Source organism: Agarilytica rhodophyticola, assembly GCF_002157225.2.
Lineage (GTDB): Bacteria > Pseudomonadota > Gammaproteobacteria > Pseudomonadales > Cellvibrionaceae > Agarilytica > Agarilytica rhodophyticola.
Genome location: NZ_CP020038.1, coordinates 4,516,541 through 4,537,845 on the forward strand (window position 1 = coordinate 4,516,541; position 21,305 = coordinate 4,537,845).

A 21,305-nucleotide genomic window follows, 5' to 3' on the forward strand; every position below is an offset into this window, starting at 1 on the left:
TAATATAAACGCTAATAAACTAGAGAATGCACCCAATAAAAGATCGGAGCACAAATCAACCATCCGATAAGCAACTTTTTAAAGAAGTCGCTTTTATTGTTATCACCCAATGTAGACAAACTCACTTTTTCGTTTTCTTGTGCTGGTCTAATTTTATAATAAAGCTCGAGTATAAAATGTCCGATTATTATTGGTATAGCTACTACACCAATAACAGCAGGCACTAAGGCCCATGCTTCCCAAGGCTCGCGTACATCATAGTGCATTATTTTATCCTCAAGGATTATTTAAGATGACATCATTGAATTCTGTGCTTTATGCGCCGTATTTATTTTTCATCGAAGATAGATAGCATACTATTGATGAGTATATATACCTTTTTCGCCCCCTACTTTAACACAAACAGTTCACACTACTAACCAATCTACTTCTCATTGCCTGTTCGCTTTTACCGCCTTTATTGAAGACAGTCACGGATTTTCCCGCATACCCAATTACGACACTACCCCCAAAGTAAATGGCGAATCCCTAGAGAAAATACTCGATGAGTATGCGTTACCATCAATTGAAGTTTACATTGTGTTACCACCGGGAACCCTCTGGCCTAAAAAACTGCGACTACTGCTAGTTTTTGGTAAGACTAATTCAAGGACGTTTAGGATCGAAGTCTACGATTCTTTTGAGCATCTGGCGCCTCATCCAGAGGATTACCTGAGTCAGGTAAGGGCTTGCTCATTCTCGCTTCAAGTTCTAGCCTAGCTAACTCATATTGAGAATACCTAGAATTCCCATTTTGGAGACGTTGCGAATAAGTTGGAAGGGGCTGTGTTATAGGAGGGAACGGCGTCAAAACCTGATGAACTGGCGATGCCATATTGTGGCTAGCACTAGGAAACATCAGCCGGCTGGGTAGCCCAGAATTTAAAAGCCCATCGATTGTTTTAGTAGCTACTTTGCCTAACTTATGCAAAAAGGCAACTATCGGAAAGCCTATACTCGGCATGTTTTTATCTCTTATGTAAGTTTATTTAGCTTGAAGATAAAGCTATTATTCTCTTACCCAAACAATAGGCATATTGAACATTAAACTGCGCATACTTATATAAGATTAATAGTGGCTAAATCATCTATAGAGTTCGGCCTTTCCTTCAAGTTTTATCGGCCTAACCAATCGCAATAAATAGATTTGTTGATAATAGGAAGGCTCTATCAATGGGTATCTTAGAGCAGGCAAGTGGCACCGTTTACCGAAATAGATAGCGCCAATAGGGAAAAAACTATAGTTTTTATATTTAGTTAGCAGATTCCAACATTTTTTCTATCAAGCTAATCCTTGACAAATAAAATAACGGGCTAAAAAAATCTACCCTCAAATAAATTTTTCAATAAAATCATTTTTTACACTTTCATCTAAGGAAGCTAAGTTCCTTTTCATTATCTGTTGGCCCAACTTTATAATATAGCTCAACAACCAAACGCCCAGTAATTATAAGGATGGTAACCAGACGAATAAGTGGAACTAGAACCCGCGCAGACCAAGGCCCACGTATTGCATTTTGCATATCAAACTTCTTCTAATTTTAGAGGTTAAAATGTAAGTAATAAATGCTTTGTTTGCTATCAATAATAATTAGCCATGTATAAATCTCTGACCATGTTGAAAAAGATCCGCAGACCGACTAGATCATTGTGAATAGTTTCACTGAAATAACGACAATCTCGGCCTAATCATATTGTCTTCGGCGTTGAATTTCCTAATTGAACAAATTGCTTGTCACAGCTACTAAATTCCTGCGATCGACAGAATACTTAAAGCCGGCAATGTCTAGTAGTTATATAGCATATTAAATCTTCGTAAATAACATATATGAACAAATACAACCTAACACTACCATCTTCTTCTCAAGACAGAATAAAAATAGGATACGCGGACAACTCTTCACCATCATCGTCTACTACGGCTTCTCCAATAATGACAGAAAGTGGAAAGTGCGAGCAATCGTTAACAAGTGCTTCGAGGCCTAAAAGCTTGCCTACATCACTCCAAAAATTGGAGAAAGTGCATTCCACTCATGATAATTACGGCGCATTTTCATGTGATATGGAAGTACTTAAATGCCTAAAAAAAATTATTAGCCGTGAAGAAATAAATTACTACGATATGTGTAGACAGCTCCTAACTGAGCTTGAAAATATGGAAATGCAATATCAAAAAATCACACAATATCAAAAAAAGCTGGAAGAACTAAAAAGCTTACCTAACTGTAACAAAGTCTTTTGTGCTATGCTAGAAAAAAGAATAGCATCTGAGTTCCCATACTCAGCGGCAAACAATTTAAGCGATATCTATAGAAAACATGTAGGAAATAATAACAGGCAAAGTCTACAGTTTAACGGAAAGGATTATATCTTACGCTGTATTAATCATTTTTTGAATTGTTTTTCCCAAGAACACACAGATAGTAACTCTTCAAATAACTTAAACACAGAGAACCAAGTTCGTTATTCTCAAGATGCCAAGCTAGAAAGTGAGCTTTTTTTAACCAAACAAGTTATGGCAGAAATAAGAATCCGCAATATAGAGAAAGAAATCGATAGCATTGTTGAAAAGTACTCAAGTGCTCTGTCCAATATTGTTTCTAAGAAAGTTAAGAAAAAAGATCTGCCGGAAGGAAAAGTTAGGGTTATGTATGATATGGAAACAAATACAATGGACACTCATTACAGTGTAAGTGATAAGTTGGGCTATGAGCCAAGCCCAAAAGCAATGAGTAGAGTTACCCATCAGATTCGCAAAGCCGGCTTATCTAAAGAGGTGTCCGACATAGATAAAGAGATGGGAAAATTAATAGATAAACGTCTGGAATTTATTAAAAAATATATGAATAGTGAATTCTCAGAAGAAGATTTATCTTCGATGGCTGAACAATGGCCTAGATCCAAACACTACCCAAGGCTTGCGCAAGAAGTGAAAGAAAAAACAGGTGAAGTAGATCAACAAGAACAAATAAAACTACAAAAAAAAGAGAAATTAGCTGAAGAACAGGCTAAAAAACTTGAGAACGAAATTAAATTAGAAAAACCTAAAATTAATCGCACAAAGCCTAAAGAACAAAAAGGGAAAGCCAAGAGCAATGAGAAAAAACCATTAAAAAAACCCACAGATGGCTTAGACACTTCTGTTGTGCACAACTCTTCACCTAGCACTAGAGACAAAGAAATATCCCAAGTAAAAAATCTGATAAAAGATAATAGATCTATGCTTACACAAAAGTATGAGTGCGATATGAAAACACCACCAATTTTATTGGGTGGCGATAACAATATAAAATTTTACCCAGCTTTTGAAAAAAAGAATTTAACTCGACACGTAGAAAATAGACATGAAGATTTAATTGAAGAACTAGAAGAAGGTCTAACAAGTGGAGGGTTTTCAAAAGGAAAAAATAGTGATAAACATTTAGTATTTTCCACAGTTAACAGTATTCTAAACCACTCTATCAGCATTGATGCGTCATTTAACGAATACCATCACGGTGAACGTAAACCGACATTTAGTATCGATGGAACACTGAAATTAAAAGAGGATAGCGATGAAAAAACACATGTTCGCGTTATCTGCTGTATCCCAAGAAAAGATAATCTAGATGGGAATAATGGAGACTCAATCAACTTAGCCGTCATCACAATGTTTAAAATTAGCGAGGAGAAACTTTTACAAAAAAAGTTAGCCAATAATACATAAAGCTATTACACTTTGAGTAACTAGAAGCTATTTCATAACTGCTACATTCTCAAGTTATGAAGTAGCCTATGGGCTCAACGAAACAACTCGCGAGATTTTAAGGGTTTGTCTCCGAGCAAACTTTTTAAAGCAATACGACAAAGATTTTTAGCGTAATTAAGGTTAGTACGATCGTGTAAATCACCTTCGCGAATAGCAATAATCACCTCAGAGGGAAAAGACTTTGCTGTTATGTTTTCAGTTTTTATGAAGCCAATACTTTCCTGAAAGTGATAATAATAGTTATTAGCCTTGTCTATTGTTTGCTCATCGGCATCCTGGTAAAAGTTAATACCGAAACCAAGTGTTTCAAGTAAGGTTAATTCAAACAATCGAAGCTCCCTTTCCAAGGTCATTGAAATTTTCGGGGCGCGATTCTCTCCAAGTTTGCTCAGCGTTTTTTTGTAAAGATGGAAAATAGCCTCGACAGCGTCTTCCTGGGGCAAACAACGCATTAATATTTCGTTCAAGTAGAAGCCACAGTATAATGCGGTTCCATTTAATACAATAAGTTTATCTTGGGGTTCAATATGAGTAATTGTTTTAAGGGAAGCTTTACCACGCCAATTCACTAACAGCGGAGTAAAGGCTTGCAGGTTCGCTACATTTTTTTTACTTTTACGAAAGACAGCAGAAACACGACCGTATTCTTGTGTTAATAATTCAACGATAATCCGCGTATCGGTATATTTACGAGAGTGCAGCAAATAGGCTGCTTGCTCTTCGACGGACATCAAAGTGCACCTTCGCTCTACTCATCAAGGCCGAGACTGCGCAGAGCTCTTTCATCATCAGACCATCCTGACTTCACTTTCACCCAGAGATTTAACATTACCTTCGATTCCACTAATGTTTCAATATCTTGTCTTGCCTGTTGGCCGATATTTTTAACCTTTTCACCTTTATCGCCAATTAAGATACGCTTTTGCCCTTCTCTTTCGGTTAAGATCAATGCACTAATGGTAATAAGATCCGGATCTTCATTGAATTCCTCGATTTCCACAGCAATTTGATGAGGCAACTCGGCGCCCAATTGCCGAGTAATTTTTTCTCTTATAATCTCTGCCGCCATGAAACGAAGGCTTCGATCAGTAATTTGATCTTCAGGGTAGAAAAACTCAGAGTGAGGCAACGCGTCAGACACAAGAGATTCCAGACGGTCGATATTCTGATTTCTTAGTGCAGAAATCGGTACTATTTCACCCTTTGGCAATTTTTCTTGAAGGCTAGCAAGATGTGGGAGGATATCGTTCTTATCTGGAAGTTGATCCAATTTATTAACGGCAATAATCACAGGGCAAGACTCATTAACTACTTGAGACAAAACCACATCATCTTCTTGTGTCCAATGATCCTTATCGACCACAAAAATAATTACATCAACCCCCTGTAGAGCAGAGGAAGCCGAGCGATTCATAAAACGATTAATTGCTTTTTTATGGCCTTGGTGTATTCCTGGAGTATCCACAAACACCATTTGTACCGCATCTTGAGTTTTGATACCAATCACGTTATTGCGCGTGGTTTGAGGCTTACGAGAGGTAATACTGATCTTCTGCTCAACAATATGATTAAGTAAGGTCGATTTGCCTACATTAGGGCGGCCTACAATAGCAATATAGCCGCATCGGGTGTTGGTATCGTTTGACATCACAGCTCACACTTAATTGCCGTTTCCGGCAATTTATATTTTAAGATGGTTTAGCATTTTTTCAGCGGCAAGTTTTTCTGCTGCTCGTTTACTTGAACTGACCGCAACAAAGACCTGTGCGACGGACTCCAGCCTGCACTCAATTACAAATTCTTTAGCATGGGCTTCACCACGGGTTTCTATAACAGTATAGATTGGCAATGGTTTTTTGTTTTCTTGTAAGTGTTCCTGCAATCGCGTTTTCGGGTCTTTATCGGTATTTTCTAAGGTAATGTTATCAAGTCTAGAGTCAAACCAAGAAAGCACTATTTGTTGGCACCTAATAAAATCGCTGTCACTATAGATCGCACCGATTATAGCTTCAACCGCATCGGCAAGAATCGAATCACGGCGAAAACCACCACTTTTCATCTCACCTTCGCCAAGAATCAGATTGTCTCCGAGCAAAAATTCACGGGCCAGCTCAGCGAGGGTTTTACCTTGAACCAAGGTGGCACGTAAGCGGCTGAGATCACCTTCCCGACTGCTTGGAAACTTCTTACAAAGTGCATCAGCAATAATAAAATTCAGAAGGGAGTCACCCAAAAACTCCAGCCTCTCGTTATTATCTTTGCCGACACTGCGATGAGACAGCGCCCTTTTTAAAAGACTGGGGTCTTTAAACTCATATCCTAGACGTCGGATAAGTTGATTATTTTTTATCTTCATCCCAAATTTCTATCAAATACTCACAGCAGGCATCAGGATTCTTAGTATCCAGTTGATTTTTAAAGGATATTACGACATCAATATCGTGGACGATATTCTCTCGTACTTCATATATGCTATTGACAATTAATCGCCCATCGTAGCGCTTCACTTTGAAACTCTTGCTCTGTACATCACCAAGAGCATTGATCGCCATATATTTTCCAAGCTGGCCTTTTAACGTTGAGGCACTGACATTTGGCAAGTCTGTATTGTTCTTAACGAGAAACTTCAAACCCTCTTGGACATAAATATTCTCAACGTATGCAGGCACAATCGCTATAGCTACTGTCGAAAAAGCAACAACTATACATATCACTACTAACCAGCCAATAGTGCTAAAACCTGATTGTTTTTTATGTGTTGCCATTTTGCCCTCGGAGATAGAATGTGTTTATGGTTTCTAAGCGCTGCGAACAGACCTTAAAAATATTCGGCACACAATACACTGCGCCGACAATTTATTTTCCAGCAAAAGAACAAGGCTGTATACCCTATTTCACTAGCCCTGATTCACATTATTACGACATCGTTGCCACCGCACAGATACGCTTATATCGTGCCTACACGAGAAAAGCTAGGAATACTTAATATCCTCTCCCAATGCATCCAGATAGCAAAAGCTTTACCTACAATTCGCTCTTCAGGCACAGGCCCCCAGAACCGGCTGTCGAAGCTATTATCGCGATTGTCGCCCATCATGAAGTAATGGCCCGCCGGCACCACCCATTCTTGATCTGAAGCATTGGATGTCTCAGACTCACATTTGCGCATCTTGTGCGAGCGATCACCAAAATGCTCATCAACAACAACATTTTGACCGTATTTATTAATGCATTCGCGGTCGAGTTTAGTATTCCCTGCAACCGCTGTTTGCGGCATTTCTTTACCATTAATATACAGAGTATTGGCCCGATAGCGAACCGTGTCTCCAGGCAAACCAATAACACGTTTAATAAAATATCGATCCTCATGAGGCGGAAAAAATACCATCACATCACCTCTCTTTGGATCGTCTATATCCACAACCTTATTGCGAATGAGAGGCAAGCGAATACCATAGGAGAATTTGTTCACCAGAATAAAGTCGCCAACTTTTAAAGTGGGATACATAGATTCAGAAGGAATTTGAAAAGGCTCAACAATAAATGAACGGAAGACAAAAACCAGTAACAGCACGGGGAAAAACGATTTCGAATATTCGACAATAGCCGGTTCCGTTGCCACCGCTTCCATCGCCACTTGATATTTTTGATTTTCATTGCGCTCAGTTTCTGACAAAGATGCAAATTCTGCATCGACCGCGTTGATCGCTAGCTGGCGCTTGCGCTGCCATAACACCAAATCAACCAGCCAAATGACACCTGTGGAGGCTACAGCTAAAAATAAGATTAAAGGTAGATTAATATCCATGTTTACTGTTTTTACTATACCGTCTAATTATCAACTTTTAACACAGCCAGGAAAGCCTCTTGAGGTATTTCCACACTGCCCACTTGCTTCATACGTTTTTTACCCGCTTTCTGCTTCTCTAAAAGCTTTTTCTTACGAGTAATATCACCACCATAACACTTGGCGGTAACGTTCTTTCTCAATGCTTTAACTGTTGTTCGTGCTACAACCTGACCACCAATAGCGGCTTGAATTGCAACATCGAACATCTGCCTTGGAATCAATTCCTTCATCTTTTCAGCCAAAGCACGCCCCTTAAATTGGGCATTGTCGCGGTGAACAATCAACGCTAGAGCATCTACCTTTTCACCGTTTATAAGCACATCCAATCTTACTAGACGTGCTGCTTCAAATTTTACAAAGCTATAGTCCAATGAAGCAAACCCGCGACTAACAGATTTCAAGCGGTCAAAGAAATCCATCACCACTTCGTTCATAGGAAGCTCATATTTCACTGAGACTTGAGACCCCAAATACACAATATCTTTTTGAACACCACGCTTTTCAACACAAAGGGTGATCACCGCACCTAAGTAGTCTTGCGGTACCAGAATATTGGCTTCCACAATCGGCTCGCGCATCTCTTCGATAATGCCTAAATCCGGCAGTTTGGAGGGGTTATCCACCGAGACTACTTCACCGTTTTTGGTTTCAACTTCATATATCACCGTCGGTGCTGTAGTGATCAAATCAAGGTTGTATTCCCGCTCCAGACGCTCCTGGATAATTTCCATGTGTAGCATACCCAAAAAACCGCAGCGGAAACCAAAGCCCAAAGCATCGGAGCTTTCTGGCTCATAGAATAACGATGCATCATTGAGGGTGAGTTTGGCTAGTGCTTCTCGAAAAGACTCATAGTCATCTGAGCTAATGGGGAAAAGGCCAGCATAAACCTGTGGTTTAACTTTCTGAAAGCCAGGAAGTGCAGTAACTTCAGGAGTGGAAGTATGGCAAAGGGTATCGCCTACAGGAGCGCCATGAATATCCTTAATACCAGCAACAACAAAACCCACCTCACCGGCTTTGAGAATACCAGTGTCATGGCGTTTAGGGGTGAACACACCGACAATATCCACAATATGACTCTTGCCAATAGATTTGGAAATAATTTTGTCTTTAGTTTTTAGCGTCCCCTGAGTGACGCGCACTAGAGAGACAACACCAAGATAGTTGTCAAACCAAGAGTCAATAATAAGGGCTTGCAGAGGCGCTTCTGCATCACCTGCAGGAGCTGGTACAGCTTCTACTAGGCGCTCTAATACGTCTTCAATTCCAAGGCCCGATTTGGCACTACAATGAACAGCATCAGTAGCGTCTATACCGATAATATCTTCAATCTCTTGTGCTACCCGGTCTGGCTCTGCCTGCGGCAAATCCATTTTGTTTAAAATAGGAATCACTTCCAAGCCTTGCTCAATAGCCGTATAACAATTGGCTACCGACTGAGCTTCTACTCCCTGTGCTGCATCCACAACCAGAAGCGCACCTTCACAAGCAGCTAAAGAGCGAGATACTTCATAGGAAAAGTCTACGTGACCCGGCGTATCGATAAAGTTGAGTTGATAGACATTGCCGTCTTTGGCTTTGTAATCGAGGGTGACACTCTGCGCTTTAATAGTAATGCCGCGCTCACGCTCAATATCCATTGAGTCTAACACTTGTGCTTCCATCTCACGTGCTTCAAGACCACCACAATACTGGATAAAACGATCGGCCAGGGTAGACTTACCATGGTCGATGTGGGCAATAATGGAAAAATTTCTAATGTTGTCGATTTTATCTGTCAAAACGCTACTACTCTTTACAGTGCCATATCATGGGATGTCATTATCCATGAGCGTAACAGTTATTCCTAGTTAGCACCTTTTATAAATATATAAATAAGCACTAACTGCATCATCGGAAGATGATGTACTTTACTGGATCAAATGCAGTTACGCGAAAGCGGCGCATTATACCCGTTATAGATCAACAATTTCAGCAAAGTATTTAAGAATCAAGTGATTGGCAGCAAAAAGGCGCTAGAATCTTATCAATTTTGGGGCCAATAACAGCCCCTTACATACATTAATACTGTGGTGATGAGCCAAACCCCCTTCGATCGCAGAGGATTTGAGCGTTTTAAATTATTCTAAAGTAATGGTTCTAAATACCGGCAGGCCGTTGCTGAAAAATCGTATTGGTAAAAGACTGCCAGAAGGCAAGTCTTTGACGATTTTTTCAAAGTTTTTGACGCTAGTAATTTCTTCGAAACCCAACTGAGCAATAACATCGCCGACTTTAACCCCTGCCTTGCCAACAGGTCCATCCGCATCCACTTCTACGACACTAACGCCACCTTTGATACCCAAACGCTTAAGCTCAGCAGATTCCACCTTAGCAACAGAAATACCCAAGCGGCCATTAGCACCACTCTTAGGCTTAGAATCACCTGAAGACGTACTAGCAAGATCGACTTCGCCGCCACGGGTTCCAACTTTAACCATAATTTCTCTACGCTTCCCTTCGCGCATAACGATGACACTCACTTTTTCACCTGGCGCAGTAATCCCCACAGCGTGAGGCAGATCAGCACTCTCAATAATTTCATCATCGCCAAAGCGAATAATAATATCGCCCGCCCTTAAGCCAGAAGATGCAGCAGGCCCATCTTCTTCCATTGAGGCAATTAGAGCACCACGAGGGTTCTTCAGACCAAAAGAGTTAGCCAGGTCTTTATCCACTTCTTGAATAACAACGCCCAACCAACCTCGATCCACACGCCCTTTCTTTTTAAGCTGCTTGACAACATTAATAGCCATACTCGATGGAATCGCAAAAGATAGACCTATCGAGCCGCCAGAACGCGTATAAATTTGAGAGTTAACACCAACTACTTGGCCATCCATATTGAATAAGGGACCGCCGGAATTACCGGGGTTAATCGCCACATCTGTTTGGATAAAAGGCACATAATTACCGTTAGAACCGTTGGGGATGCTTCTACCTTTCGCACTGACAATGCCTGCACTAGCAGAGAAGTCCAAACCAAAAGGAGAACCTATAGCCACCACCCATTCGCCTACTTTCAAAGAGTCACCATCAGCAAGCTTTAAAAATGGCAGACCTTTTTCTTCTACTTTAAGAAGCGCGAGATCCGATAGAGGGTCAACACCCACCACTACCGCGTCATACTCTCGACGATCAGTTAGACGCACAACAACTTCATCGGCATTTTCAATCACATGATTGTTGGTCAGTAAATATCCATCTGCAGATATAAAAAAGCCGGACCCCATAGAGTGAAGGTTGCGTTCAGGCAATTCTCCACGAGGTTCAAAGAAGCGACGAAAAATATCGGGGATTTCTTGTCCCTGTGGCAGCTGCAAATTGCCTCTTTGGGATTTGGTTGTTGTGTTAATTTTCACCACAGCAGGCGAGGTCTTCTCAATTAGATCAGTAAAATCCGGCAGACCTCTGGCAGCTTGAGCAGAGTTTATTGTTAACAAAAATAAAAAAATCGTCGCAAATACTGAAACGCGTATCATATGAGCATGTTCTCCATAATCACATAAACATCTATGCGTCGGAAGCTAGCGCTTTACCGATAACATAAGCCTGATAAAAAGATTTTTTTCGTGAAAAGCGCTGATGGATTCTCACACTTAGACCACCTACTAAAAGTCCAGATAAGGCACCAACAGCAGACATCAGTTCATGAGAGCCGCCAGACCCTAAATTGGTTCCCGCATAAGCGCCGATTATCATAAATAGCAGCGGTATACCGTAGGCAATGAGTGCAGCCCATACTAAAGCATTTTCACTAATACCCAAAATTGCATTATCACCCACAGTCCAATCGTGGCTTCGTGATTGGCCCTCAAATAAAGCTTTAATGAAAGTCATATTAGAAGATTTGTCGGCTGTCATAAGGAGTTTTTGCCCACAGCCATGCCTCGCTGCACAAGCGCCACAGGTAGATTGTTTTAATGTTTCTACCCAAAGACCATCATCCTCGACGGCAACAACTCGACCTGTCTCTTTCAACACGGATTGTGCACCTTAAAGCTGTGTCGCTTTTATGGAGGATAAAATGCGGCTGGCAGCGCTGCTCGGAATTTCCCCCAATACTGAGACATGCACAGCTTTAGAGGACTCAGAAGAAATCAAGCGCATCATAACAACCGTAGCGCCCTTTTTGTAATTAGTAGATATCGGCGGGGTATTGCCATTGTCATCGTCATCCCCAATGACTTTAGCAAATACAGAAAATGAGGCCAAACCATCGGTATAGGTTTCCATATGACCATCTTGAGCAGAATACTGATATCCAGAAAGTGCAAAACCTGGAGGAGTCCAAGTAGGCTGCCAACTGGATGCCTTCATCAAGGCCTTCCCATCACTGCAATTGTGCTCACCAGCCAGATAAGATCCTGCCAATGGTCGCTCGAAATCTTCCGGTGTAAAACTTACATCAGTTTCAAGGGAAACAAAATGCAAACGTTCGAGTACTTTTCTGTCATTACCGACAAATAATGCCTTTGTCGGCAGATAAGAAGCCATATCAATAGATAAGATAACACTGTATCGATACTGGTCTTTCGGCGCCAACTGCACCATCCAAGAATCGCGGCCAGCAATACGTTCAGCGCCAATCAAATTAAATTTATAATGGGTCTCCAATTTCGACAAAGAGCCATCAGACAGCTGAATACGCCCGCCACTGAGAAGAATTCCCCCATGAGTTGCACAGTCAGGACGGCGTCCTTGTCTCACAACCGCACGGTCGGGCCCATTTAAGTAGAACACCCGCTCATATTCGACACCATCGATAACACTGTGCGCAATTTCTAATACTTCCAGCTTGCCGGAGTGCTCATATGTCAGACGACCACGATAGCTAGTACTGCGCATAGCATGAGCAACATTAGAGAGAAGTTGTTTAACATTGGGGGCTTCAGATTGAGCGGTGGAATACTGCCCAAAGAACATGGGCAGTATTAAAAAGAAACCTCGTAACAAGGCTGGCATTCTTTATTGACCCTTTTCCTCTTCATTTAGCTCGGAAACTCTAGCGAAAGGAATCACTCCCATAGCACTAGAAGAAGAATTCTGTTCTGCATGCTTATACATAAGCCGATTTACTTGCTCTTGGAACTCGCTCTTACTGTTCAACACTACGGTTCCTTGAGGAACAAACTTCACTGAAGAGCGAGGCAGATTCGATTTCGGAGCAAAAGTATTGGTACTGACAGTTCTGGCTGACAGAGGTGGCAATTCAAAACCTTGAGGCACAACAGCACCATTGACGGCATCGTTACTAGCTTCATCTGCTTGGCCAGCTGCGATGGTGTTATCAACTTCCGCTTCACCGGAAAACTGCTGTACAGAAAAGACCATACCAAAGGCAACGGTCGCAGCGATAGCTGTTTTACCAAGTCCACTCCACAAACGCCCCATACCACCGTAAGTGTTGACAACTTTCTCAGGTGTTTCATCAGCGATAGCTTCACTAATCGCAGCAGATAAATCAATTGACATATCCACCTGTGCTTCGCTTCTCATAACTGCACCGATAGCGTGATAATTAGACCAGCTCTTCCTGGCTTCATCATCACTATCCATAGCTTTTAATACGCGCTGTAGATCTAGATCGTTACTTTCACCATCAACCAATGCTGAAATGGATTCTTTAAGCGTTGAACTTGAAGTTTGAGTCATATATTAACAGCCTAATTATTACCTTGAACTTTTATAAAGTGTATAAATTATAAATTGCATAAACGACACAGTTACGCAAAACTTTCGCAAGATCAATCTGGTGCAAAATCGTGCCAGATTGTTCGCTTTATCGCAAGCTACATTCGCTACAACTAGTCTGACCGGTAAAAACGAGAATTGTTTCATAGTTATCTCAAAAACTTCACTTTATTTGCACAATTCTCAAATTACTTACGTATACAGTTAGATTTAGCTAAGAAATTTCCGTCATTTGCTTTTCAATGGCCTCGCGCGCACGAAAAATTCTTGAACGCACGGTTCCCACCGGGCAATCCATGACTGCCGCGATTTCTTCATAGCTAAGACCTTCCATTTCCCGAAGTGTTACCGCAGTTCGTAAATCTTCTGGCAAATCGCGAATAGCTCGGTTGATCACCCCTTCTAGTTGATCGCGCATTAGCTGACCTTCCGGCGAAGCCAAATCTCTCAACTGCTCATTACCAGAGTAGTATTCGGCCTCCTCTACTTCAACACCACTAGCAGGAGGACGTCGCCCTCGAGAAACCAAATGATTTTTCGCAGTGTTAATCGCAATGCGATAGATCCACGTATAAAAAGCACTATCGCCGCGAAAATTACCGATAGCCCGATAAGCTTTGATAAAAGCTTCTTGAGCCACATCGTAAACTTCAGACGAATCTTTAATATAGCGGCCAATAATAGAAATGATCTTGTGTTGATATTTGAGAACCAAAAGATCAAACGCACGTTTGTCCCCTTTTTGTACTCGCTTAACTAACTCATGATCCGTATCTTGCGCCGGTTGCGCCGTCATCCAGTTGTCCCCAAAAAAGAAATAAAAAAATAATCGTTTGTCTTACCATTTGGGCAAGCACGATTTAGCTCTAATAGATATATACACTTTTGAAAAGTTCCTAGAAGCAGTTTCATCGCTGGCAAACGCAGGCGAGACAGGGCAAAGATAACCGAGAAAACGCAGTTTACATGAAGTAAATGAGCATTTTGAGGTTATTTTTAACGCCGTATCGACAAGTCCAGCAGTTATGAAATGGCTTCAGGGTACAAGCTCTTATGCCGTTCCATATAGTGTAGGCAATTTTATAAAAATCAATAGCTTGCTGCTAAGATCATACAAAAGCATGTATACTTTATTGAAATTTTATGACAAGCAAATCATTATAACATCAACGATTAAACGACTGTCTTTTGAAGAACATCAATTCTAAAGCCATTAGAGATAACTATCTTGTCCGTGAAAAAAAACGCCTACAATTTTGACGTCCTCATCATCGGCAGTGGCGCTGCCGGACTGACACTCGCTCTAAATATAGCGCAACAGTTTAAAGTTGCCGTGCTAAGTAAGGGTGAGATTACCGAGGGATCGACCTGGCATGCACAGGGTGGAATCGCCGCCGTATTAGACGATGAGGATACGATAGACTCTCATGTGCAAGATACCTTGGCGGCAGGTGGTGGCCTATGCCACCGCGATACCGTTGAATTCACGGTTCGCAATAGTAAAGAAGCAATTAAGTGGCTGATCGATATTGGCGTCGATTTTACCAAAAATCAAGATTCTGATGATTACCACCTCACCCGCGAAGGTGGCCACAGTCATAGGCGTATCATTCACAGTGCCGATGCCACAGGACGAGCAGTGCACTCCACACTAGTGGATCGAGCACGTAATACCGATGACCTCTCCCTCTTTGAACATCATGTCGCCCTGGACTTAATTACCCAACCAGAGCCAAACGGTAAAAGGCTGCGCTGTGCTGGAGCCTACGTATTTAATCGCGCAAGAGACCAAGTAGAAGTCTTCACTGCCAAAGCCGTAGTGCTTGCCACTGGGGGAGCAAGTAAAGTCTATCTCTATACCAGTAATCCCGACGGTGCTTCTGGAGATGGTATTGCAATGGCGTGGCGAGCCGGCTGCCGGGTTGCTAATATGGAATTTAACCAGTTTCACCCCACTTGTCTCTATCATCCCAAAGCGAAATCCTTCCTTATTACCGAAGCACTGCGTGGTGAAGGTGCGAAGCTGCGCTTACCTAACGGCGAAGCTTTTATGCACAAATTTCACGAGCGCGCAGAGTTGGCGCCTCGCGATGTGGTAGCAAGGGCAATCGATCATGAGATGAAACGCGTGGGCAGTGACTATGTGCATCTAGACATCAGCCATAAACCCCCTGAATTTATCAATGATCATTTCCCCACGGTAAAAGAGCAATGTCTGCAATACGGTATCGATATTACCAAGGAACCTATACCTGTGGTGCCAGCGGCCCACTATACCTGTGGCGGTGTGGCCGTGAATCTTAAGGGCCAGACAGATCTAAGAAATCTCTACGCCATTGGGGAAGCTTCATTTACTGGACTGCACGGTGCTAATCGCATGGCCAGTAACTCCCTACTGGAATGTATTGTCTATGCTAAATCTGCTGCTGATACCATAAAAGCTTCCATTGATAGTATTGCGCCGCCAACACAACCACCAGAGTGGGATGAATCCAGAGTCACAGACTCGGACGAAGATGTTGTGATTTCTCACAATTGGGACGAGCTAAGACGTTTTATGTGGGACTACGTGGGTATTGTCCGCACTCATAAGCGTTTAGAGCGCGCCACACATCGCATCAAGTTGCTTCAAAAGGAAATTAACGAATACTACTCCAACTACAAAGTTGGCAATGATTTAATAGAATTGAGAAACTTGGCTATGGTGGCGGAGCTTATCATTCGCTCTGCGGTGGCACGTAAGGAAAGCAGGGGTTTGCACTATTCACTGGACTACCCCAAGCCTGCCAATATTGCACAAGACACGGTGCTAGTACCGATGAACCATGCAGCGCAAAAGACCATCGTACATAGCGATTAAAGTATCTTACTTTTCCATTGCGCTAGTGTATTTTGCCCGTATTAAAAAACACCCGCAATTGGCGATGATGTTCTGATGAAACTGAATCTGGCAATAAAACTAGGTGAATAGGTAGTGACCACTTAGACAAGGTTTGTTGATTCCGTAAACTACAGGCCACTATGTAAGGGGTAACAACAGCGCTGCCAATCAAGTGGCAGCACACTCTTACTTTACCCATCATCAGTTCTACCCTACCGTGGCGAATAACGATTCTCTCAATCGCAAACAAAACTCTCAGACGACGCCCCATATCAGCAACAGAAATCAGCCCTAGGGCTAGCACCACTGCGCGGGCAGGGAATGAAAGTGGCATTAGGCACAAAGCTAACACCAATAACAAAATGACAGTGCCGTATAGCCCACACAATATCCGCGAGCAACGATGGGGAATATCAATTATCTGGTTGTAGGCCTGTGTTTGCACGGATAATGTCCACTATTATCTTCATATCAGGGTCTTCCGGATTACCCTTTTTTAAAAACCAATTAAACAGCTCTTGATCCTCACAAGTAAGCAAGGTTTCGAACAAAACTTTGTGATCGTCGCTCAAACTGGGAAATACGTTCTCAAGAAAAGGTAAAAGCACTAAGTCCAATTCCAACATACCTCGGCGAGTAGCCCACCGCAGACGCTTAAGATCCATTAACACTCCGAAAATTGATTAAAAATAGTAAGGGTCTGTATGACACCCCTTGTATAAAAAACAAGGTAAACCCATATCATCAAAGCTTACGTATAACTTGCCGCAAGATTATATGGCATTGTAATGTTTACGTCTTTAACCAATAGAAGATAATATCTTCGTCGCTCTATCACTAAATTATTTGTATCTCTTATTATGCAGTGGAAAAAAATACTCGATTCTCACCAACACTCAAACCAAATAAAACCAGAGCAAACGTGGCAAACACCTCTGGATGATTATCGTCTAATTATAGTTGAAGGTGAGGACAGTGAAACCTTCTTGCAAGGGCAATGCACCTGCGATTTCGCCCTCTTGGAGCGTAATATATTTATACCAGGAGCCCACTGCAGCCACAAAGGACGGATGAATTCAAATTTTGTCGCAGCTCGCCTTAATACGAAAACAATCGCTCTGCGGGTACGAGCAGATATTAGCCAATTTGCGTTGGAGGCATTAAAAAAATATGCCGTGTTCTCAAAAGCCACATTACAGGTTAGTGAAAGCTATCAGCTGTTAGGCTTAGTAGGTGATCAAGCCCTTACTACAGCGACTCATATTTTCCCGGTCTCTAAAGCTGGAGAAGTGGTAGAGCACAATAATATTTTTATGTTGCATCACGCCGATGATCAGATAGAACTTTGGTGTCCTTCAAACGAACTAAGCCAATTAGTTGAGCAGCTGGGCGCATTGGAATTACAGCAGAACAGCAATTTATGGCGATTAAAAAACATTCAAAGAGGCATTGGAGAAGTTGAGGCCGCGACCCTAGAAAAGTTAATTCCGCAAGAAATTAACTTGCAGTATATAGATGGCATCTCGTTTAAAAAAGGATGTTATACCGGCCAAGAAATCATTGCGCGGCTACATTACCGTGGCCAGCAAAAAAAACATATGTATCGTGCTGTTATAGAAACAGCAGTTTCACCAGAAGCAAACACGGCGGTTTATCAAAGCCCTGTGAACATTGAGGCTCTGGGCAAAGCACGTGGCACAGTCATCAATAGCGCCCGTGTCAGCCCATCACATCATGAAATTCTCGTGTTATGTGATGATGTTCTCAGTCAAGATAACGCCTGTATTATGATCAATAATTCTCTTGTAAATATTCAATGGGCCGCGCTTCCATATGCTATAAGTTAAGTTAGCTGCGAATAAACGCAGCACAACTCTGTAGCCTCTGCGCTATGGCGTTTGTCTTTCGCTTATACAGGAGCATCTCTATGAATTCGGTCGCTGAAAAAGTCGCAGGACAGATTATTGCAGCTATCGATGCCGATAAGTTAGTTCTACCCACCATGCCTGAAATGGCCCTCAAAGTGCGTGAAGTATCTGAGGATGTGGACGCCAGTATTATGCAACTCAACGAAGTTATCAGCAGCGATGCCGCTCTCACCGCTCGAATAATAAAAGTCGCCAACAGCCCACTGTTTAGAGGCGCACGTGAAATTGAAGATTTAAATATGGCCCTGTCTCGCTTGGGTATGCAAACCACCAGCAACTTAGCCACAGGATTAGCTATGGAACAAATGTTCCAGGCCACATCCGATATTATTGATCAACGTATGCGAGAAGTATGGTCAAAATCCAGCGAGATTGCAGGAATTTGCCATGTGTTATGCAAGCACTACACAAAACTTCGCCCCGACCAAGCCGCTCTCGCCGGTTTAGTTCATCAAATCGGCGTGTTACCCATCTTATCTTTTGCTGAAGAAAGCCATACCTTAATGAACGACAGTATGACTCTCGATAGTGTTATTGAACAAGTTCACCCCACCATTGGCGTCAAGATATTAACCACCTGGGAGTTTCCTAAAGAGATACGCAATATTCCTGTAGATTATCTCGATTTCTCACGCGATATACCCAAGGCAGATTACGCAGATTTAGTCACGGTTGGTATGCTGCAAAGCTATGCCGACTCAGACAAAACACAGCATATAGATCACCATGACGTATTGGCCTTTGTTCGTTTAGGCTTAGATCCTGATATTGAATCGGCAGAAGCTGAAGATCTTAGCGAAGAGATGGAAGCCGCCATGGCCATGCTGCAATAACACCCTCTCTACTGGTAACACTTCAGAGCCTATTTATAGGCTCTGAAAATTAATATCACTGCATTCACCAGAATTTATACGTCTGGCACAGACCAGTCTATTTCCGTTTTACCTTGAGAGCGCAGCACCTCATTAGTGGCTGCAAAATGACCATTACCTAAAAAGCCTCGGTGCGCAGATAAAGGCGAAGGATGGGGTGATTTAAACACGGTATGACGCGTTGTATCGATAAAACTCCCTTTTTTCTGGGCATAGCTGCCCCACAGTAAAAACACGACACCATCACTCTTATCATTTAACTGATGAACAATGGCATCAGTAAATTGTTCCCAACCTCGCCCTTGATGAGAGCCCGCCCGAGCCTGTTCCACTGTCAGGGTGGCATTTAACAACAATACCCCTTGCTGAGCCCAGCTCTGTAGGCAGCCATGTGTAGGAAACGGAATATTTAATTCTTGCTGAATTTCTTTAAAAATATTCTGCAACGACGGAGGAAAACGCACACCAGGTAGCACCGAGAAAGACAGGCCATGCGCTTGGCCTGGCCCGTGATAAGGATCTTGTCCTAAGATAACCACTTTCACCTGATCAAAGGGCGTGGTGTTAAGGGCATTAAAAATATCTTTGCCTGAGGGGTAAATCACTTTACCCATACGTTTTTCTTCAAGCAAAAATTGTTTTAACGCTTTCATATACGGTGCATTAAATTCATCACCGATAACATCCAACCAACTATGATGGAGATCTACTTTATTCGCCAAGACACTGTGCCCTTTTTATATTTATTCAGGTCGCATATGAGGAAATAACAAGACATCACGAATTGAAGGAGAGTCGGTTAATAACATCACCAAACGATCAATACCGATACCCTCACCCGCTGTTGGCGGCAAACCATATTCCAACGCACGCACATAATCGGCGTCATAATGCATGGCTTCATCATCACCGGCATCTTTTTCTGCCACTTGAGCTTTAAAACGTTCAGCTTGATCTTCAGGGTCATTGAGCTCCGAGAAGCCGTTGGCAATTTCACGCCCGCCAACAAAAAATTCAAAACGATCTGTAACAAAAGGATTGCTATCACTGCGTCTCGCTAGCGGCGATACTTCTGTGGGATATTCGGTAATAAAAGTTGGTTGATCCAATAAGTGCTCAACAGTTTTTTCAAAAATCTCAATTTGAACCTTACCCAAGCCCCAACTATCTTTTAAGGGAATATGTAAGTCTTTCGCGATAGCACGCGCGCTGTTTTCATCTGCAAGAGCTTCTGCGCTGATGTTATCGTTGTATTTTAAAATGGAATCAAAAACACTTAGGCGTTGGAAAGGTTGGCCAAAGTCGTAAGTAGTAGAACCTTCCACTTCGCCATCAGCATTTTTTACTGTATTAGTTACTTCTGTTGAACCCAACACTGCGCGCGAAAGTTCACGCAACATATCTTCAGTTAAATCCATTAAATCGTGGTAGTCCGCATAAGCCTGATAAAATTCAAGCATGGTAAATTCAGGATTGTGGCGAGTAGACAAACCCTCGTTGCGGAAATTGCGATTAATTTCATACACACGCTCAAAACCGCCCACGACTAATCTTTTAAGATACAATTCAGGTGCGATACGCAAATACATATCAATATCTAAAGCATTGTGATGGGTTTTAAATGGACGCGCCGTTGCACCACCGGGAATGGTTTGCAGCATGGGCGTTTCCACTTCTAAGAAACTATGCTGATTGAGATAGTTGCGAATAAATGAAATCACATTAGAGCGTAACTGAAACGTGTTGCGCACATCAGGATTAGCAATTAAATCCACATAGCGTTGACGATAACGCAACTCCTGATCGGCCAAGCCGTGGTGTTTATCTGGCAACGGTCGCAAAGCTTTAGTTAACAATATGTAGCGATCCATATTGACATACAAATCACCCTTACCTGACTTATGCAAAACACCCTCGACGCCGACAATATCTCCCAAATCCAATGACTTAGCAAACGGGCGCGCCTCTTTAGTAACGTACAACTGAATGCGGCCAGACCCATCTTGAATTTCCATAAAGGCACCACGATTACGAATCACACGGCCAGCGATACTCACCACCATTTCAAGTTCGGCTAAATCTTCTTTTGCTTGATCAGAAAAACCATCTTGCAATACTTGCGCATGATTTGCAGGCCGAAAATCGTTGGGAAATGCGACGCCGTTTTCTCGAATCGTCTTTAGCTTAGCGCGACGCTCGGCGATTAATTTATTTTCATCTTGTTGCGTCGAATTATTTTCTTCACTCATTC

General features: G+C 42.2%; 22 protein-coding genes. 4 read left to right on the forward strand and 18 right to left on the reverse strand.

The genetic code is table 11. The features are described 5' to 3' along the window. Window positions 1-11: 11 nt before the first annotated feature. The 3 genes from BVC89_RS18825 to BVC89_RS29870 all read right to left on the reverse strand — a co-directional run bounded on the left by BVC89_RS18825 (window position 12) and on the right by BVC89_RS29870 (window position 1,562). Window positions 12-266, reverse strand: coding sequence for a hypothetical protein (locus BVC89_RS18825; RefSeq protein ID WP_086932676.1), 255 nt, complete (start codon window positions 264-266; stop codon window positions 12-14). A gap of 389 nt (window positions 267-655) precedes the next feature. Further along, on the reverse strand, window positions 656-1,003 hold the full coding sequence (locus tag BVC89_RS18830) for a hypothetical protein (RefSeq protein ID WP_086932677.1): 348 nt from the start codon (window positions 1,001-1,003) through the stop codon (window positions 656-658). 403 nt (window positions 1,004-1,406) lie between these two features. Continuing rightward, a complete protein-coding gene (locus tag BVC89_RS29870) occupies window positions 1,407-1,562 on the reverse strand; it encodes a hypothetical protein (RefSeq protein WP_158658026.1) in 156 nt (51 codons plus the stop codon). Between the two features lie 410 nt (window positions 1,563-1,972). Here BVC89_RS29870 and BVC89_RS18835 point away from each other — a divergent pair, with 410 nt between their 5' ends. Then, a complete protein-coding gene (locus BVC89_RS18835; RefSeq protein ID WP_086932678.1) occupies window positions 1,973-3,745 on the forward strand; it encodes a hypothetical protein in 1,773 nt (590 codons plus the stop codon). Between the two features lie 74 nt (window positions 3,746-3,819). Here the strand turns inward: BVC89_RS18835 and recO are convergent, their stop codons facing one another. The 11 genes from recO to rpoE all read right to left on the reverse strand — a co-directional run bounded on the left by recO (window position 3,820) and on the right by rpoE (window position 14,169). Further along, window positions 3,820-4,518 carry a DNA repair protein RecO gene (gene recO, locus BVC89_RS18840; protein WP_086932679.1) on the reverse strand — a complete coding sequence of 233 codons (699 nt, stop codon included), beginning with the start codon at window positions 4,516-4,518 and terminating at the stop codon, window positions 3,820-3,822. Window positions 4,519-4,535: 17 nt separating this feature from the next. After that, the gene (era, locus tag BVC89_RS18845; protein ID WP_086932680.1) at window positions 4,536-5,435 is read right to left on the reverse strand and encodes a GTPase Era; all 900 of its coding nucleotides are present in this window, start codon (window positions 5,433-5,435) and stop codon (window positions 4,536-4,538) included. A gap of 33 nt (window positions 5,436-5,468) precedes the next feature. Beyond that, entirely contained in the window at window positions 5,469-6,143 is a 675-nt protein-coding gene (gene rnc / locus BVC89_RS18850; protein ID WP_086932681.1) for a ribonuclease III, read from the reverse strand. Beyond that, a complete protein-coding gene (locus tag BVC89_RS18855; RefSeq protein WP_086932682.1) occupies window positions 6,127-6,552 on the reverse strand; it encodes a DUF4845 domain-containing protein in 426 nt (141 codons plus the stop codon). The genes rnc and BVC89_RS18855 overlap by 17 nt, the downstream gene beginning before the upstream one ends. Window positions 6,553-6,734: 182 nt before the next feature. Continuing rightward, window positions 6,735-7,595, reverse strand: coding sequence for a signal peptidase I (lepB, locus tag BVC89_RS18860; RefSeq protein WP_086932683.1), 861 nt, complete (start codon window positions 7,593-7,595; stop codon window positions 6,735-6,737). A 23-nt stretch (window positions 7,596-7,618) separates the two neighbouring features. Next, a complete protein-coding gene (lepA, locus tag BVC89_RS18865) occupies window positions 7,619-9,421 on the reverse strand; it encodes a translation elongation factor 4 (protein WP_086932684.1) in 1,803 nt (600 codons plus the stop codon). 339 nt (window positions 9,422-9,760) lie between these two features. Then, complete coding sequence (locus BVC89_RS18870) at window positions 9,761-11,161, reverse strand: Do family serine endopeptidase (protein ID WP_086932685.1); 1,401 nt, start codon at window positions 11,159-11,161, stop codon at window positions 9,761-9,763. A 31-nt stretch (window positions 11,162-11,192) separates the two neighbouring features. After that, complete coding sequence (locus BVC89_RS18875; protein ID WP_086932686.1) at window positions 11,193-11,663, reverse strand: SoxR reducing system RseC family protein; 471 nt, start codon at window positions 11,661-11,663, stop codon at window positions 11,193-11,195. A 12-nt stretch (window positions 11,664-11,675) separates the two neighbouring features. Then, complete coding sequence (locus BVC89_RS18880; RefSeq protein ID WP_086932687.1) at window positions 11,676-12,644, reverse strand: MucB/RseB C-terminal domain-containing protein; 969 nt, start codon at window positions 12,642-12,644, stop codon at window positions 11,676-11,678. A gap of 3 nt (window positions 12,645-12,647) precedes the next feature. Beyond that, window positions 12,648-13,334, reverse strand: coding sequence for a sigma-E factor negative regulatory protein (locus tag BVC89_RS18885; protein ID WP_086932688.1), 687 nt, complete (start codon window positions 13,332-13,334; stop codon window positions 12,648-12,650). Between the two features lie 253 nt (window positions 13,335-13,587). Then, window positions 13,588-14,169 (reverse strand): RNA polymerase sigma factor RpoE, encoded by a 582-nt coding sequence (gene rpoE / locus BVC89_RS18890; RefSeq protein WP_086932689.1) that lies wholly within the window; start codon window positions 14,167-14,169, stop codon window positions 13,588-13,590. 438 nt (window positions 14,170-14,607) lie between these two features. On the opposite strand from rpoE, the gene nadB reads away from it, so the two are divergent. Then, on the forward strand, window positions 14,608-16,233 hold the full coding sequence (gene nadB, locus BVC89_RS18895; protein WP_425428397.1) for an L-aspartate oxidase: 1,626 nt from the start codon (window positions 14,608-14,610) through the stop codon (window positions 16,231-16,233). 22 nt (window positions 16,234-16,255) lie between these two features. Here nadB and BVC89_RS29875 read toward each other — a convergent pair whose 3' ends face one another. Together BVC89_RS29875 and BVC89_RS18900 are read right to left on the reverse strand one after the other, a co-directional pair. Then, window positions 16,256-16,699 (reverse strand): protein YgfX, encoded by a 444-nt coding sequence (locus BVC89_RS29875; RefSeq protein ID WP_342752191.1) that lies wholly within the window; start codon window positions 16,697-16,699, stop codon window positions 16,256-16,258. After that, window positions 16,668-16,919, reverse strand: a complete 252-nt coding sequence (locus tag BVC89_RS18900; RefSeq protein WP_086932691.1) for an FAD assembly factor SdhE — start codon at window positions 16,917-16,919, stop codon at window positions 16,668-16,670. Before BVC89_RS18900 ends, BVC89_RS29875 begins: the two co-directional genes overlap by 32 nt. Window positions 16,920-17,114: 195 nt before the next feature. On the opposite strand from BVC89_RS18900, the gene ygfZ reads away from it, so the two are divergent. Both ygfZ and BVC89_RS18910 read left to right on the forward strand, forming a co-directional pair. Continuing rightward, a complete protein-coding gene (gene ygfZ, locus BVC89_RS18905) occupies window positions 17,115-18,101 on the forward strand; it encodes a CAF17-like 4Fe-4S cluster assembly/insertion protein YgfZ (protein ID WP_086932692.1) in 987 nt (328 codons plus the stop codon). Between the two features lie 80 nt (window positions 18,102-18,181). Next, on the forward strand, window positions 18,182-19,015 hold the full coding sequence (locus BVC89_RS18910; RefSeq protein ID WP_086932693.1) for an HDOD domain-containing protein: 834 nt from the start codon (window positions 18,182-18,184) through the stop codon (window positions 19,013-19,015). Between the two features lie 74 nt (window positions 19,016-19,089). Here BVC89_RS18910 and ung read toward each other — a convergent pair whose 3' ends face one another. After that, the gene (gene ung, locus BVC89_RS18915) at window positions 19,090-19,776 is read right to left on the reverse strand and encodes a uracil-DNA glycosylase (RefSeq protein ID WP_086932694.1); all 687 of its coding nucleotides are present in this window, start codon (window positions 19,774-19,776) and stop codon (window positions 19,090-19,092) included. Between the two features lie 21 nt (window positions 19,777-19,797). Beyond that, window positions 19,798-21,303 carry a lysine--tRNA ligase gene (lysS, locus tag BVC89_RS18920; protein WP_086932695.1) on the reverse strand — a complete coding sequence of 502 codons (1,506 nt, stop codon included), beginning with the start codon at window positions 21,301-21,303 and terminating at the stop codon, window positions 19,798-19,800. Window positions 21,304-21,305 lie beyond the last annotated feature (2 nt).

What these genes read in the sequence shown, in the direction of transcription:
- BVC89_RS29870 (WP_158658026.1), bottom strand. Translation starts at nt 1,562, where the DNA reads ATGCAAAATGCAATACGTGGGCCTTGGTCTGCGCGGGTTCTAGTTCCA.
- BVC89_RS18855 (WP_086932682.1), bottom strand. Translation starts at nt 6,552, where the DNA reads ATGGCAACACATAAAAAACAATCAGGTTTTAGCACTATTGGCTGGTTA.
- BVC89_RS18885 (WP_086932688.1), bottom strand. Translation starts at nt 13,334, where the DNA reads ATGACTCAAACTTCAAGTTCAACGCTTAAAGAATCCATTTCAGCATTG.
- lepB (WP_086932683.1), bottom strand. Translation starts at nt 7,595, where the DNA reads ATGGATATTAATCTACCTTTAATCTTATTTTTAGCTGTAGCCTCCACA.
- BVC89_RS18870 (WP_086932685.1), bottom strand. Translation starts at nt 11,161, where the DNA reads ATGATACGCGTTTCAGTATTTGCGACGATTTTTTTATTTTTGTTAACA.
- BVC89_RS18910 (WP_086932693.1), top strand. Translation starts at nt 18,182, where the DNA reads ATGAATTCGGTCGCTGAAAAAGTCGCAGGACAGATTATTGCAGCTATC.
- BVC89_RS18880 (WP_086932687.1), bottom strand. Translation starts at nt 12,644, where the DNA reads ATGCCAGCCTTGTTACGAGGTTTCTTTTTAATACTGCCCATGTTCTTT.
- BVC89_RS18900 (WP_086932691.1), bottom strand. Translation starts at nt 16,919, where the DNA reads ATGGATCTTAAGCGTCTGCGGTGGGCTACTCGCCGAGGTATGTTGGAA.
- BVC89_RS18830 (WP_086932677.1), bottom strand. Translation starts at nt 1,003, where the DNA reads ATGCCGAGTATAGGCTTTCCGATAGTTGCCTTTTTGCATAAGTTAGGC.
- BVC89_RS18835 (WP_086932678.1), top strand. Translation starts at nt 1,973, where the DNA reads ATGACAGAAAGTGGAAAGTGCGAGCAATCGTTAACAAGTGCTTCGAGG.
- recO (WP_086932679.1), bottom strand. Translation starts at nt 4,518, where the DNA reads ATGTCCGTCGAAGAGCAAGCAGCCTATTTGCTGCACTCTCGTAAATAT.
- ygfZ (WP_086932692.1), top strand. Translation starts at nt 17,115, where the DNA reads ATGCAGTGGAAAAAAATACTCGATTCTCACCAACACTCAAACCAAATA.
- BVC89_RS18825 (WP_086932676.1), bottom strand. Translation starts at nt 266, where the DNA reads ATGCACTATGATGTACGCGAGCCTTGGGAAGCATGGGCCTTAGTGCCT.
- rnc (WP_086932681.1), bottom strand. Translation starts at nt 6,143, where the DNA reads ATGAAGATAAAAAATAATCAACTTATCCGACGTCTAGGATATGAGTTT.
- rpoE (WP_086932689.1), bottom strand. Translation starts at nt 14,169, where the DNA reads ATGACGGCGCAACCGGCGCAAGATACGGATCATGAGTTAGTTAAGCGA.
- era (WP_086932680.1), bottom strand. Translation starts at nt 5,435, where the DNA reads ATGTCAAACGATACCAACACCCGATGCGGCTATATTGCTATTGTAGGC.
- lysS (WP_086932695.1), bottom strand. Translation starts at nt 21,303, where the DNA reads ATGAGTGAAGAAAATAATTCGACGCAACAAGATGAAAATAAATTAATC.